Genomic DNA, 13,970 nt, shown 5'->3' on the forward strand with positions numbered 1-13,970 from the left:
TAAACCTTTCCAGTCAGGGAGTTGCTATGTCTGCCAGACATCCGGTTATTGCCGTAACGGGTTCGAGTGGTGCGGGCACCACCACCACCAGCCTCGCCTTTCGCAAAATTTTCGCTCAGCTGAATTTACGGGCGGCAGAAGTTGAAGGCGACAGCTTTCACCGCTACACGCGCCCGGAGATGGACATGGCCATCCGCAAGGCGCGCGATCTCGGCAAACACATCAGTTATTTCGGCCCGGAGGCCAACGATTTCGGTCTGCTGGAGCAAACCTTTCTTGAATATGGCCAGACCGGCAAAGGGCAATCCCGCAAATATCTGCATACCTACGACGAAGCCGTTCCCTGGAACCAGGTGCCGGGAACCTTTACCCCCTGGCAACCGCTGCCGGAACCTACCGACGTGCTGTTTTACGAAGGGCTGCACGGTGGCGTGGTCACGCCGCAGCACGACGTCGCACGTCATGTGGATCTGTTGGTCGGGGTGGTACCGATCGTTAACCTGGAGTGGATACAGAAACTGACGCGTGACATCAGCGAGCGCGGTCATTCGCGTGAGGCGGTGATGGATTCGGTGGTACGCTCAATGGAAGATTACATCAACTTCCTGACGCCACAGTTTTCCCGTACCCATATTAACTTCCAGCGTGTGCCGACGGTGGATACCTCCAACCCGTTCGCCGCCAAAAGCATTCCGTCGCTGGATGAGAGCTTTGTGGTTATCCATTTCCGCAATCTCGAAGGCATTGATTACCCGTGGCTGCTGGCGATGCTGCAAGGCTCGTTTATTTCGCACATGAATACATTGGTGGTACCCGGTGGAAAAATGGGGCTGGCGATGGAGTTAATCATGACACCACTGGTGCAGCGGCTGATGGAAGGGAAGCAGATCGCGTAATCATGTCCCCTCTCCCCGTGGGTTGAGGGATCCCCACAAATTACAGGTTGTCACAGAATACCCCCTCTCCCTTGAGGGAGAGGGCTGGGGTGAGGGGGAACATAAAGCAGTAGTGGTTATTCCGTTCACTTTATGTTGATTGCTACTCTGTAACGACGATACAGGTGAACGTGCCAGGGCGGTTCACCGCCACCGCCCTGGCAACCCGGGCTCCCGGCAGGAAAATCGCCGCTGCGCGGTACCCTCAGCTTATTCCTTCAGGCTTCGGGTCGGGCATTAGCCTGCATCCCTGCAGGCAATGCCCTCTCGGCGCATCCCTGCGCCTCGCCCCGGCCTTACGGAAATGCTTCGGCGATTTTCAGCCGGACCATGGAGTCGCTATAAGTCTTATATTTCAATGAAATAGTTTAATTGCTTAAGAAGAACAAAATTACTGGGGAACCCTCAGCCCCGTGGGAGAGGGTTACGGTGAGGGCATCTACACGCACGATGCCCCCGACTTCACGCCTCAATCACTTCATACGAATGCGTGATTTTTACCGCTTTCTCCAGCATTAACGCCACAGAGCAGTATTTTTCAGCCGAAAGATCGACCGCGCGTGATACCGCCGCGTCCTTCAGCGCTGTGCCAGTAACAACAAAATGCAGGTTGATGTGCGTAAACAGGCGCGGTGCCTCTTCGCGACGTTCGGACGTGAGCTTGACTTCGCAGCCGGTCACGTCGTGACGGCCTTTTTGCAAAATCGACACCACGTCGATGGCACTGCATCCACCAGCGGCCATCAGCACCATCTCCATTGGACTTGGCGCTTTATCGCCGGAGTTACCATCCATCAAAATCTGGTGCCCGGAAGCGGATTCGCCCAGGAACGTTAAACCTTCAACCCATTTCACACGCGCTTGCATATATTCCTTAACTCCAACGTTGCATTTTTGGTGACAGATTACGCGCGCGTTACATTTCTCGCAATGGAAGGCGACCTGCGTCATGCTGAAGCGAGACACCAGGAGACACGCGGCGAAAGCTATGCTAAAACACTCAGGATGCTACAGTAATACATTGACGTTACACATGTATGCAGAGGACATCAAACTTTACTGGCTGCGAAACGTTACGACAGCCGACTTCCCAGGTATGGGTAAGAATTCGATTGCAACCCCAGAGTCAGGATGCGATTTATGACTCTGGAGACAGCTTATAACAGAGGATAACAGCGCATGGTGCTTGGCAAACCGCAAACAGACCCGACTCTCGAATGGTTCTTGTCTCATTGCCACATTCATAAGTACCCATCGAAGAGCACGCTGATTCACCAGGGTGAAAAAGCGGAAACGTTGTATTACATCGTCAAAGGCTCGGTGGCAGTGCTGATCAAAGATGAAGAAGGGAAAGAGATGATCCTTTCTTATCTGAACCAGGGCGATTTCATCGGCGAACTGGGCCTGTTTGAAGAAGGCCAGGAACGTAGTGCCTGGGTTCGTGCAAAAACAGCATGTGAAGTGGCTGAAATTTCCTACAAGAAATTCCGTCAGTTGATCCAGGTTAACCCGGACATCCTGATGCGTCTTTCTTCCCAGATGGCTCGCCGTCTGCAGGTTACGTCTGAGAAAGTGGGCAACCTTGCCTTCCTCGACGTGACCGGTCGTATCGCGCAGACGCTGCTGAACCTGGCGAAACAACCAGATGCCATGACCCACCCGGACGGTATGCAAATTAAAATCACCCGTCAGGAAATTGGTCAGATCGTCGGTTGCTCTCGTGAAACAGTGGGTCGTATCCTGAAAATGCTGGAAGACCAGAATCTGATCTCCGCGCACGGTAAAACCATCGTGGTTTACGGAACCCGTTAATTCCGGCCAAACGGCGTGTCATCGCAAGGTGTCACGCCGTTTTTGTCTCTATTCCCCCATGTGGCGCAGGCTGATCTACCACCCGGAAGTTAACTATGCACTGCGACAAACGCTGGTGTTGTGCCTTCCTGTGGCCGTGGGTTTGATCCTCGGACACCTTCAACAGGGTCTGCTGTTTTCTCTCGTTCCCGCCTGCTGCAACATCGCCGGTCTGGACACGCCCCATAAGCGATTTTTCAAACGTCTGATTATTGGTGGCTGCCTGTTTGCTGGCTGTAGCCTCGCCGTGCAACTCCTGCTGACCCGCGATATCCCGCTGCCGCTGATTTTAACCGTGCTGGCGATGACGCTGGGAGTAACGGCTGAAATCAGCTCACTGCATGCCCGCCTGCTGCCTGCCTCGCTGATTGCGGCCATCTTTACCCTTAGCCTCGCGGGTAATATGCCGGTGTGGGAGCCGCTGCTGATCTACGCTCTCGGCACGCTATGGTACGGGTTGTTTAACTGGTTCTGGTTCTGGATGTGGCGGGAACAGCCGCTGCGCGAATCCCTGAGCCTGCTCTATATCCTGCTGGCGGATTACTGTGAAGCAAAGTACACCCTGCTCACCCAGCACACCGATCCGGAAAAATCACTGCCGCCGCTGCTGGCACGCCAGCAGAAAGTGGTGGATCTCATCAGCCAGTGTTACCAACAGCTACATATGCTCGCCGCCAATAAAAATCATGAGTACAAACGGCTGCTGCGCGTATTCCAGGTGGGGCTGGATCTGCAGGAGCATATCTCGGTAAGCCTGCATCAGCCGCAGGAGGTGCAGAAGCTGGTCGAGCGCAGCCACGCAGAAGCGGTGATCCGCTGGAACGCGCAAACCGTTGCCGCGCGCCTTCGCGTGCTGGCGGACGATATTCTGTATCACCGCTACCCGACGCGCTTCAACATGGACAAACAGCTCGGTGCGCTGGAAAAAATTGCCCGTCAGCATGCGGATAACCCGGTCGGGCAGTTTGCCGCATGGCATTTCAGCCGCATCGCGCGCGTGCTACGCACCCAGCGGCCACTCTATCCACGCGACCTGATGGCCGATAAACAAAAGCGTCTGCCGCTACTGCCTGCCCTCAGAAGCTATTTATCCCTGAAATCCGCCGCCCTGCGCAACGCCGCGCGGATCAGCGTCATGCTCAGCATCGCCAGCCTGATGGGTGTGGCGCTGCATCTGCCGAAACCGTACTGGATCTTAATGACCATACTGTTTGTCACGCAGAACGGTTATGGCGCAACGCGGGTGCGTATTCTGCACCGGGCGGGCGGTACAATGGCGGGGCTGATTATTGCAGGCGTGACGCTACACTTTCACGTCCCGGAAGGGTATACGCTGGTGGGCATGCTGGCGATAACGCTGGTGAGCTATCTGATCATCCGCAAGAACTACGGCTGGGCGATGGTGGGCTTTACCGTAACTGCGGTGTATACCCTGCAGCTACTCACGCTGAACGGCGAACAGTTTATTATTGCCAGGCTGGTGGATACGCTGATTGGCTGTCTGATTGCTTTTGGCGGCATGGTCTGGCTGTGGCCGCAATGGCAAAGCGGGTTACTCAGGCAGAACGCCCATGATGCACTGGAAGCAGACCAGCAGGCGATCCGCTTAATACTGAGCGACGACCCGCAACCCTCCCCGCTGGCGTACCAGCGAATGAGGGTTAATCAGGCACATAATGCCCTGTTTAACTCCCTTAACCAGGCCATGCTGGAACCGGGCTTTAACTCGAATTATCTGGCAGACATGAAGCTGTGGGTGACCCACAGCCAGTTTATCGTCGAGCATATCAACGCCATGACCACGCTCGCACGCGAGCATACGATGCTGACGCCGGATCTGGCACAACGCTATTTGCAGTCGTGTGAAATTGCCCTGCAGCGCTGTCAGCAGCGTCTGGAGTATGACGCGCCGGGAGAAACGGGAGATGCAAACATTCTGGAAGCGCCGGAAACGCTGACCCACGGACCGATGAGCACCCTGGAGCAGCATTTGCAGCGCATTCTGGGGCATTTGAACACCATGCACACCATTTCGTCGGTGGCATGGCGTCAGCGTCCGCATCACGGCATATGGCTAACGCGTGTGTTAAAGCGGACGCCATATTGATTGCGTCGGGCAATGAGGTTATCCCCGGACTATCTTCCCGACCGCTGCGGCAAAGCGGTTTAACCCCTCTTCAATATCTTTCTCTGCCACCACCAGCGACGGCGCAAAGCGCATCACGTCAGGCCCGGCATTAAGCACCATCACCCCTTCGTGGGCTGCGGCATGCAGGAAATCGCGCGCACGGCCTTTGTATTGCGGCTTCAGCTCGGCACCAATCAACAACCCCATACCGCGGATCTCGCTGAACACGTCATACTGGTCGTCAATCTGTTGCAGATGCTTCACAAACAGCTCGCGCTTCGCACTTACGCCATCAAGCACTTCAGGTGTGTTGATGATATCGAACGCGGCACCCGCAACAGCGCAGGCCAGCGGGTTTCCGCCGTAGGTCGAACCGTGGGACCCCACGTGGAACGCAGAGGCGATATCCTGGGTGGTGAGCACCGCACTGACCGGGAAGCCACCGCCGAGCGCTTTAGCGCTGGTCAGAATATCGGGGGTTACGCCGTAATGCATGTAGGCGAACAAATCGCCGGTACGGCCCATCCCGCTCTGTACTTCGTCAAACACCAGCAACGCCTGATGCGCATCGCACAGCTCGCGCAGCCCCTTCAGAAATTCCGGGGTTGCAGCCGTGACGCCACCTTCACCCTGAATTGGCTCCACAACCACCGCGCAGGTGTGATCGTCCATGACCGCTTTCACCGCGTGCAGATCGTTAAACGGCACGTGGATAATGTCGGCCGGTTTGGGACCAAAGCCGTCGGAGTACTTCGGCTGGCCGCCAACGGAAACGGTAAACAGTGAGCGTCCGTGGAATGCGTTATGGAAGGCAATGATTTTGGTTTTGTACGGGCTGTGACGCGTTGAGGCGTAGTAACGTGCCAGTTTGAATGCGGTTTCGTTGGCTTCAGTGCCAGAGTTCATAAACAGCACACGCTCAGCAAACGTCGCATCGATTATCTTACGCCCCAGGCGCAAAGCTGGTTCGTTGGTAAAGACGTTGCTGGTGTGCCACAGGGTTTCTCCCTGAGTTTTCAGCGCCTCCACCAGCGCAGGATGACAATGACCCAGCGCCGTCACCGCAATCCCACCGGCGAAATCTACGTACTCTTTACCCTGCTGATCCCAGACGCGACTGCCTTTTCCTTTCACCGGGATAAACTCAGCCGGTGCATAAATTGGCAGAATGACTTCATCAAATGTTGCGCGGGTGATTGCTGGTTGTTCAGTTGCCATGTCATGACCATCCATTTTATGTCACATTGATTGTGAAAATATAATCACAAAATATGCATAAAAAATCACAACAAGGCAATAGATATTCAGCAATTAAGGAAATTCGCCAGCAGCTGGTGGCCCTGTTCACTCAGAATACTCTCCGGGTGGAACTGCACCCCTTCAAGATCCCATTCACGGTGGCGAATCCCCATGATCTCCTGTGTTTCACTCCAGGCAGTCACGTCAAAACAGGCGGGCAGGGTTGGCGGATCAATGACCAGAGAATGGTAGCGGGTGACGGTTAACGGATTATTTAATCCCGTGAACACGCCAGTACCCGTGTGGGTAACCGGTGCCGTTTTGCCGTGCATCACTGTGGCCGCGCGAACGATGATCGCACCAAAGACCTGAGCAATGGCCTGATGACCCAGGCAGACGCCCAGGATCGGTAGCTTACCCGCATAGTGGCGGATAACGTCCAGAGAGATACCGGACTCCGACGGGGTACACGGCCCTGGCGAGATGACAATTTTCTGCGGGGCCAGCGTTTCAATCTCTGCCAGGCTGATGTCGTCATTACGGCGAACAACGACCTCTGCACCCAGTTCGCAGAAATACTGGTAAAGGTTCCAGGTGAAGGAATCGTAGTTATCAATCAGCAGGATCATGGCGGCTCCAGAACAAAAAGGCCGCTCTATTCTACTCAGTTTCCCGCGCTTCGCTCACCACTTTGCGAAAGATCGCGCTCAGGGCCGTCAAATCCCCCATTGCTCCGTTCTGATTGGCACGCTTCCAGTGGGCCGGATCGATATCGCGCCAGTCCAGCAAGTAACTGGCGTGGATAGCCAGTTGTTCAAAGAAAATGCGCTGTGTAATACCATTACCGCTCATAAAAGGATGCAGCATGTTAATTTCACAATAGTAGTGGCTGATCCTGGCAATAAACGCCTCTTTTCCACATCCCACCAGATAACCTTCATTTTCCAGTTTTTCCATCAATTCGTTACCGGCTTTCTCGATGTAGTCAAAGTGGCAAAACAGGATATCGCCCTTAGAAATATCGACGCGACGGTACTTGCCTGCATTCTCCACGAGTCCGTGATAGAGATGGTAGTGAATGGCGCACAGATGGGGCAACCCGGGCGCATGTGGCCCAAGCGGCAGCGTCCCGATGAGAGAGGCAGAAGGACCATTACCCTCTTCAAGGCGGCAGCTGGCCTGAAAATTCACAGTACGTTGCTGTTCCCAGAGACGGGATTTTTGCTTGTCGGTGAGTTTTTTCACTTAACGCCTCCCTGAATGTGTCCGTTTGCCACAAGTATAAGCAGCAAAACGCGCTTTCGCAGGGAGGGCTAAATAACACGGGCGAAGCGTGCCCGTGTCAAAGACAGTTATGGCAGAACTTTGGCTGAGAGGATAACCACCGGTTTTGACGGCACGTTCTGGTATGGGCCAACGTCGTGGGTAGGTACCTGAGAGATCTTATCGGCGACATCCATTCCTTTCACAATTTTACCGAAGACCGCATAACCGAAGTCACGCTGACCGTGGTCGAGGAAGGCGTTGTCTGCAACGTTCAGGAAGAACTGGCTGGTGGCGCTGTCTTTATCTGCAGTACGCGCCATAGAGATGGTGCCACGTTTGTTCAGCAGGCCGTTGTCCGCTTCGTTCTTAATGGGTGGATTCGGCTGTTTTTGCTGCATTTGCTCGTTAAAGCCACCGCCCTGCACCATAAAGCCTGGGATCACACGGTGGAACGTGGTGTTGTTGTAGAAACCACTGTTCACGTAGTCGAGGAAGTTTTTCACAGAAACAGGAGCTTTCTGGCTATTCAGTTCCAGCTCAATATTCCCGGCAGAGGTCGTCAGCAGGACGTGAGGGTCTCCTTTTGCTGCCAGCGCAGCAGGGGAAACGGCAGAAAGAGCAAACACAGCTGCGACAGCCGCCAGTGTTGATTTGAGCATGAGAATTCCTTAACAAAGCGCAGTATAGAAAGCGAATGGTCTGATTCTAAAGAGCAGTATGAACCGAGGCCAGCCTTTTACCTAATTTTACGAAATTGAAACAGTTGTAACCACGCAAACGATTGAACACACCAGTAAAAGATGTGATTCGCATCACATAAAATATTGTAACGAAGATCTAATTTTCTGGAAAAGATTTAAATAGATCACTTTCGCGACTAAAATCTGCCCGCTCAAACGCAGTCGATGCGTTTTATTTTACTTTGAACAGGCCAGACATGACTAACAGCAATCGCATCAAGCTCACATGGATCAGCTTCTTCTCCTACGCCCTGACTGGCGCGTTGGTGATCGTCACCGGGATGGTGATGGGAAATATCGCAGACTACTTCCAGCTGCCCGTTTCCAGCATGAGTAACACCTTCACCTTCCTCAACGCGGGGATCCTGATCTCCATCTTCCTGAACGCCTGGCTGATGGAAATCGTGCCACTGAAAACGCAGCTGCGTTTTGGTTTTGTGCTCATGCTCGCCGCCGTGGCAGGCCTGATGTTAAGCCACAGCATCGCCCTGTTCTCTGCCGCCATGTTCGTACTTGGCCTGGTGAGTGGGATCACGATGTCTATCGGGACGTTCCTCATCACCCACATGTATGAAGGCCGTCAGCGCGGCGCGCGTCTGCTGTTTACCGACTCCTTCTTCAGCATGGCCGGGATGATCTTCCCGATGGTCGCTGCCGTTCTGCTGGCGCGCAGCATTGAATGGTACTGGGTGTATGCCTGCATCGGCCTGGTCTACGTGGCGATCTTTATTCTGACCTTCGGTTGCGAATTCCCGGTTCTGGGCAAAAAAGCACAGACCACGGCTGAACCTGTCGCGAAAGAAAAGTGGGGCATCGGCGTCTTGTTCCTCTCCATCGCCGCCCTGTGCTACATCCTGGGCCAGTTGGGCTTTATCTCCTGGGTACCGGAATACGCCAAAGGTCTGGGCATGAGCCTGAATGACGCAGGCAAACTGGTAAGCGATTTCTGGATGTCTTACATGTTCGGCATGTGGGCGTTTAGCTTCATCCTGCGCTTCTTCGACCTGCAGCGCATTCTGACCGTGCTGGCAGGGATGGCAACCGTACTGATGTATCTGTTCATCAACGGTTCCCCGGAACACATGCCGTGGTTCATTCTGACCCTGGGCTTCTTCTCCAGCGCGATTTACACCTCGATCATCACCCTGGGCTCTTTGCAAACCAAAGTGGCCTCGCCAAAACTGGTTAACTTCGTGCTGATCTGTGGCACCATCGGCACCATGCTGACCTTCGTGGTCACCGGCCCGATTGTGGCCCACAGCGGCCCGCTGGCTGCACTGCACACGGCTAACGGCCTTTACGCTGTGGTGTTCATTATGTGCTTCGTTCTCGGTTTTGTGACCCGCCACCGCCAGCACGGCGCGGCAGCGGCTTCTCACTAATCCTCCGACGCCCCTTTGCTCTCAGCAGAGGGGCTGTTTCTGGCAAAGCTCACCTCTTCTCCCCCGCTATCCATCTGGATCCAGGTCTGCGCCAGCTGCGTGGTGGCGATAATGCGCCCCTGACGAATCGACCAGCGTACCGGAACCTGACAACGCACCGCTTCAAACCCACTCTCCGCAGGCAGAATAACCAGGTTTGCCGGGTTCCCCGTCCCGATACCGTAATCGCTCAGACCAAAGGTTCGGGCACTGTTATGGGTAATCAGATTCAGGCCGCTGTCGATTTGCGGATAGCCCATCATCTGACACACGTGTAACCCCATATGCAGCACCTGCAGCATATTGCCGGTGCCAAGCGGGTACCACGGATCAAAGACATCATCATGACCGAAGCAGACGTTAATCCCCGCCTCCTGAAGCTCTTTCACGCGGGTAATGCCCCGGCGTTTCGGATAGTCGTCAAAGCGACCCTGAAGGTGAATGTTCACCAGCGGGTTCGCCACAAAGTTAATACCCGACATTTTCAGCAGACGAAACAGCCGCGAAGTGTAAGCGCCGTTATAGGAGTGCATGGCGGTAGTGTGGCTGGCGGTCACACGCGGGCCGATACCCGCCTCATACGCCAGCGTCGCCACCGTCTCCACGAATCGGGACTGTTCATCGTCGATTTCATCGCAGTGAATATCCAGCGGACGGTCATATTTCTTTGCCAGCGCAAAGGCGATGTGCAGCGACTGCACGCCATACTCACGGGTGAACTCAAAATGCGGGATTGCTCCCACCACATCCGCCCCCAGCTTTAACGCCTCTTCCAGCAACGCCGCGCCGTTCGGGTAGGAGAGGATACCTTCCTGCGGAAACGCCACGATTTGCAGCGTGACCCACGGCGCGGCCTCCTGCTTCACCTCCAGCATCGCCTTCAGCGCGGTGAGCGTCGGGTCAGAAACATCCACGTGAGTACGGACGAACTGGATACCGTTAGCAATTTGCCACTTCAGCGTCTTCCAGGCACGCGCCTTCACATCTTCGTGGCTGAGCAGCGCCTTGCGCTCGGCCCAGCGCTCAATGCCTTCAAAGAGCGTGCCGGACTGATTCCAGTTCGGCTCACCCGCCGTCTGGGTGGTATCGAGGTGAATATGCGGCTCAATAAACGGCGGGATCGCGAGCCCTCCACGGGCATTTAAGATCTCGTAACTTTCGGCGCGGGTATCGTCCATTGGCGTGATATCACCAAAACGACCGTTCTCAATGGCAAGTTGCCACAGCCCATCACGACCCGGTAAACGAACATTCTGAACCAGCCAAAGCGGTGTTGTAGACATACCTTTCCCCCGAAAAATGCGGCTGAAATTTAGGAGTACCCATTTTTAAAAATTAGCACCCTGATTGGTACACAAAATCGACGACAACGAAAAGCCTGTGATTTCTATAACTTATAAAAATCCTGACAAATCAGCCATCTACCACCTAAGTAGTAGGTGAAGGCGTATTTGATTTGCATCAATAAGCGCCTCTGCTGAATCGTTAAGGTAGGCAGTAATAGAAAAGAAATCGAGGCAAAAATGAGCAAAGTCAGACTCGCTATCATCGGTAACGGTATGGTCGGCCACCGCTTTATTGAGGATCTTCTCGATAAAGCTGACGCAGCCCGGTTCGATATTACCGTATTTTGTGAAGAACCCCGTAAAGCGTACGACCGTGTGCACTTATCTTCCTACTTCGCCCACCATACCGCTGAAGAGCTTTCTTTGGTACGTGAAGGGTTTTACGAGAAGCATGGCGTAAAAGTGCTGGTAGGCGAACGCGCTATCACCATCAACCGTCAGGAAAAAGTGATCCACTCCAGCGCCGGACGCACGGTTTTCTACGACAAACTGATCATGGCGACTGGCTCATATCCGTGGATCCCGCCAATTAAAGGCTCGGAAACCCAGGATTGCTTCGTTTACCGTACCATTGAAGACCTGAAGGCAATCGAAAACTGTGCCCGCCGCAGTAAACGCGGTGCCGTCGTCGGTGGCGGACTGCTGGGTCTGGAAGCGGCTGGCGCGCTGAAAAACCTCGGCGTTGAAACCCACGTCATCGAATTTGCCCCGATGCTGATGGCTGAACAGCTGGACCACATGGGTGGTGATCAGCTTAAGCGTAAAATCGAAAGTATGGGTGTGAAAGTTCACACCAGCAAGAACACCAAAGAGATCGTTCAGGAAGGTACTGAAGCGCGTAAAACGATGCGCTTTGCCGACGGCAGCGAGCTGGAAGTGGACTTTATTGTCTTCTCTACGGGTATTCGCCCGCGCGACAAAATGGCCACCCAGTGCGGTCTGGCCGTGGCGCAGCGCGGCGGGATCATGATTAATGATTCCTGCCAGACCTCCGACCCGGATATCTACGCAATCGGCGAATGTGCCAGCTGGAATAACCGCGTATACGGTCTGGTGGCTCCGGGGTACAAGATGGCGCAGGTCGCCGTTGACCATATCCTCGGCAGCGAAAACGCCTTCACCGGCGCAGACATGAGCGCCAAGCTGAAGCTGCTGGGCGTGGACGTAGGCGGTATTGGCGATGCGCATGGTCGCACTCCGAACTCCCGCAGCTATGTTTATCTCGATGAGAGCAAAGAAGTCTATAAGCGTCTGATCGTAAGCCAGGACAACAAAACCCTGCTCGGTGCGGTACTGGTCGGGGATACCAGCGACTTCGGTAACCTGCTACAGCTGGTGCTGAACGCCATTGAACTGCCGGAAAACCCGGACGCGCTGATCCTCCCGGCTCACGCCTCCAGCGGTAAGCCGTCTATCGGCGTAGATAAACTGCCAGACAGCGCGCAGATTTGCTCCTGCTTCGATGTCACCAAAGGCATGTTGATTTCTGCCATCAACAAAGGCTGCCACACCGTTGCGGCCCTGAAAGCGGAAACCAAAGCCGGTACCGGCTGCGGCGGCTGTATCCCACTGGTCACTCAGGTACTGAACGCCGAGCTGGCGAAACAGGGCATCGAAGTAAACAACAACCTGTGCGAGCACTTCTCTTACTCTCGCCAGGAGCTGTACCATCTGATCCGCGTGGAAGGTATCAAAACCTTCGACGAACTGCTGGCAAAACACGGCCAGGGTTACGGCTGTGAAGTGTGTAAACCAACGGTTGGTTCCCTGCTGGCCTCCTGTTGGAACGAGTATGTGCTCAAACCAGAACACACACCTCTGCAGGACACCAACGACAACTTCCTGGCAAACATCCAGAAAGACGGTACCTACTCCGTGATCCCACGTTCTGCCGGTGGCGAAATCACTCCGGAAGGGCTGGTGACCGTAGGCCGTATTGCACGTGAATTTAATCTGTACACCAAAATCACCGGTTCCCAGCGTATCGGTCTGTTTGGTGCCCAGAAAGATGACCTGCCAGAAATCTGGCGGCAGCTGATTGAAGCAGGCTTCGAAACCGGCCACGCGTATGCCAAAGCGCTGCGTATGGCAAAAACCTGCGTGGGCAGCACCTGGTGCCGCTACGGCGTGGGCGACAGCGTAGGCTTCGGCGTTGAGCTGGAAAACCGCTACAAAGGCATCCGTACGCCGCACAAAATGAAGTTCGGTGTCTCCGGATGTACCCGTGAATGTGCGGAAGCACAGGGTAAAGACGTGGGTATTATCGCCACCGAGAAAGGCTGGAACCTGTACGTGTGCGGCAACGGTGGGATGAAACCACGCCATGCAGACCTGCTGGCGGCAGACCTCGACCACGATACGCTGATCCAGTATCTCGACCGCTTCATGATGTTCTACATCCGTACCGCCGACAAGCTGACCCGTACCGCCTCCTGGCTGGATAACCTGGATGGCGGCATCGACTACCTGAAATCGGTCATCATCGACGACAAACTGGGCCTGAATGAACAGCTGGAATCCGGGATGGCCCGACTGCGCGAGGCGGTGATTTGCGAGTGGACTGAAACCGTCAACACCCCGGCGGCGCAGACTCGCTTCAAACACTTTATCAACAGCACCCAGCGCGACCCGAACGTGCAGGTTGTGCCTGAGCGCGCACAGCATCGCCCGGCGACGCCTTATGAACGCATTCCGGTCACGCTGGTGGAGGAAAACGCATGAGCCAGTGGGTAAACATTTGCAACATTAACGACATCCTGCCAGCAACCGGCGTCTGTGCGCTGCTGGGTAAAGAGCAGGTCGCGATTTTCCGCCCTCGCCACGATGAACAGGTTTTTGCCATCAGCAATATCGACCCGTTCTTCGACGCCAGCGTGCTCTCCCGTGGGTTGATTGCAGAGCATCAGGGCGAGTTATGGGTCGCCAGCCCATTGAAAAAGCAGCGCTTCCGCTTAAGCGACGGGCACTGCATGGAAGATGAGAGCCACTCGGTGAAGCATTACGACATCCGGGTGAAGGATGGCAAAGTACAGTTACGCAGTTAA

The 13,970-nt window shown here is 54.8% G+C and carries 12 protein-coding genes; 6 read left to right on the plus strand and 6 right to left on the minus strand.

The window, feature by feature from the left end:
* Positions 1 to 26: 26 nt before the first annotated feature.
* Positions 27 to 896 (plus strand): phosphoribulokinase, encoded by an 870-nt coding sequence (locus HV318_RS11635; protein ID WP_182272868.1) that lies wholly within the window; start codon positions 27 to 29, stop codon positions 894 to 896.
* Positions 897 to 1,397: 501 nt separating this feature from the next.
* Here the strand turns inward: HV318_RS11635 and HV318_RS11640 are convergent.
* Positions 1,398 to 1,802: an OsmC family protein gene (locus HV318_RS11640; protein ID WP_182272869.1), complete on the minus strand. Its 405-nt coding sequence runs from the start codon at positions 1,800 to 1,802 to the stop codon at positions 1,398 to 1,400.
* 312 nt (positions 1,803 to 2,114) lie between these two features.
* Between HV318_RS11640 and crp the strand changes: the two genes are divergently transcribed.
* Both crp and HV318_RS11650 read left to right on the plus strand, forming a co-directional pair.
* A complete protein-coding gene (crp, locus tag HV318_RS11645) occupies positions 2,115 to 2,747 on the plus strand; it encodes a cAMP-activated global transcriptional regulator CRP (RefSeq protein ID WP_000242758.1) in 633 nt (210 codons plus the stop codon).
* 58 nt (positions 2,748 to 2,805) lie between these two features.
* Positions 2,806 to 4,893 carry a YccS/YhfK family putative transporter gene (locus tag HV318_RS11650; protein WP_182274586.1) on the plus strand — a complete coding sequence of 696 codons (2,088 nt, stop codon included), beginning with the start codon at positions 2,806 to 2,808 and terminating at the stop codon, positions 4,891 to 4,893.
* Positions 4,894 to 4,911: 18 nt separating this feature from the next.
* On the opposite strand, the gene argD is transcribed toward HV318_RS11650, so the two are convergent.
* The 4 genes from argD to ppiA all read right to left on the minus strand — a co-directional run bounded on the left by argD (position 4,912) and on the right by ppiA (position 8,078).
* Positions 4,912 to 6,132: a bifunctional acetylornithine/succinyldiaminopimelate transaminase gene (gene argD / locus HV318_RS11655; protein WP_182272870.1), complete on the minus strand. Its 1,221-nt coding sequence runs from the start codon at positions 6,130 to 6,132 to the stop codon at positions 4,912 to 4,914.
* 86 nt (positions 6,133 to 6,218) lie between these two features.
* Complete coding sequence (gene pabA, locus HV318_RS11660) at positions 6,219 to 6,782, minus strand: aminodeoxychorismate synthase component 2 (protein ID WP_182272871.1); 564 nt, start codon at positions 6,780 to 6,782, stop codon at positions 6,219 to 6,221.
* A gap of 31 nt (positions 6,783 to 6,813) precedes the next feature.
* Positions 6,814 to 7,398 (minus strand): putative adenosine monophosphate-protein transferase Fic, encoded by a 585-nt coding sequence (locus HV318_RS11665; protein ID WP_182272872.1) that lies wholly within the window; start codon positions 7,396 to 7,398, stop codon positions 6,814 to 6,816.
* A gap of 107 nt (positions 7,399 to 7,505) precedes the next feature.
* Positions 7,506 to 8,078, minus strand: a complete 573-nt coding sequence (gene ppiA / locus HV318_RS11670; protein WP_023309471.1) for a peptidylprolyl isomerase A — start codon at positions 8,076 to 8,078, stop codon at positions 7,506 to 7,508.
* A gap of 278 nt (positions 8,079 to 8,356) precedes the next feature.
* On the opposite strand from ppiA, the gene tsgA reads away from it, so the two are divergent.
* A complete protein-coding gene (gene tsgA / locus HV318_RS11675) occupies positions 8,357 to 9,541 on the plus strand; it encodes an MFS transporter TsgA (protein ID WP_182272873.1) in 1,185 nt (394 codons plus the stop codon).
* Here the strand turns inward: tsgA and HV318_RS11680 are convergent.
* On the minus strand, positions 9,538 to 10,863 hold the full coding sequence (locus HV318_RS11680) for a cytosine deaminase (protein WP_182272874.1): 1,326 nt from the start codon (positions 10,861 to 10,863) through the stop codon (positions 9,538 to 9,540). The genes tsgA and HV318_RS11680 overlap by 4 nt on opposite strands.
* Before the next feature lie 240 nt (positions 10,864 to 11,103).
* Here HV318_RS11680 and nirB point away from each other — a divergent pair, with 240 nt between their 5' ends.
* Positions 11,104 to 13,647, plus strand: a complete 2,544-nt coding sequence (gene nirB, locus HV318_RS11685; protein ID WP_182272875.1) for a nitrite reductase large subunit NirB — start codon at positions 11,104 to 11,106, stop codon at positions 13,645 to 13,647.
* Complete coding sequence (gene nirD, locus HV318_RS11690; protein ID WP_182272876.1) at positions 13,644 to 13,970, plus strand: nitrite reductase small subunit NirD; 327 nt, start codon at positions 13,644 to 13,646, stop codon at positions 13,968 to 13,970. The genes nirB and nirD overlap by 4 nt, the downstream gene beginning before the upstream one ends.

Source organism: Enterobacter sp. RHBSTW-00901 (assembly GCF_014103115.1).
GTDB lineage: Bacteria > Pseudomonadota > Gammaproteobacteria > Enterobacterales > Enterobacteriaceae > Enterobacter > Enterobacter cloacae_P.

What these genes read in the sequence shown, in the direction of transcription:
- HV318_RS11635 (WP_182272868.1), top strand. Translation starts at nt 27, where the DNA reads ATGTCTGCCAGACATCCGGTTATTGCCGTAACGGGTTCGAGTGGTGCG.
- HV318_RS11640 (WP_182272869.1), bottom strand. Translation starts at nt 1,802, where the DNA reads ATGCAAGCGCGTGTGAAATGGGTTGAAGGTTTAACGTTCCTGGGCGAA.
- crp (WP_000242758.1), top strand. Translation starts at nt 2,115, where the DNA reads ATGGTGCTTGGCAAACCGCAAACAGACCCGACTCTCGAATGGTTCTTG.
- HV318_RS11650 (WP_182274586.1), top strand. Translation starts at nt 2,806, where the DNA reads ATGTGGCGCAGGCTGATCTACCACCCGGAAGTTAACTATGCACTGCGA.
- argD (WP_182272870.1), bottom strand. Translation starts at nt 6,132, where the DNA reads ATGGCAACTGAACAACCAGCAATCACCCGCGCAACATTTGATGAAGTC.
- pabA (WP_182272871.1), bottom strand. Translation starts at nt 6,782, where the DNA reads ATGATCCTGCTGATTGATAACTACGATTCCTTCACCTGGAACCTTTAC.
- ppiA (WP_023309471.1), bottom strand. Translation starts at nt 8,078, where the DNA reads ATGCTCAAATCAACACTGGCGGCTGTCGCAGCTGTGTTTGCTCTTTCT.
- tsgA (WP_182272873.1), top strand. Translation starts at nt 8,357, where the DNA reads ATGACTAACAGCAATCGCATCAAGCTCACATGGATCAGCTTCTTCTCC.
- HV318_RS11680 (WP_182272874.1), bottom strand. Translation starts at nt 10,863, where the DNA reads ATGTCTACAACACCGCTTTGGCTGGTTCAGAATGTTCGTTTACCGGGT.
- nirB (WP_182272875.1), top strand. Translation starts at nt 11,104, where the DNA reads ATGAGCAAAGTCAGACTCGCTATCATCGGTAACGGTATGGTCGGCCAC.
- nirD (WP_182272876.1), top strand. Translation starts at nt 13,644, where the DNA reads ATGAGCCAGTGGGTAAACATTTGCAACATTAACGACATCCTGCCAGCA.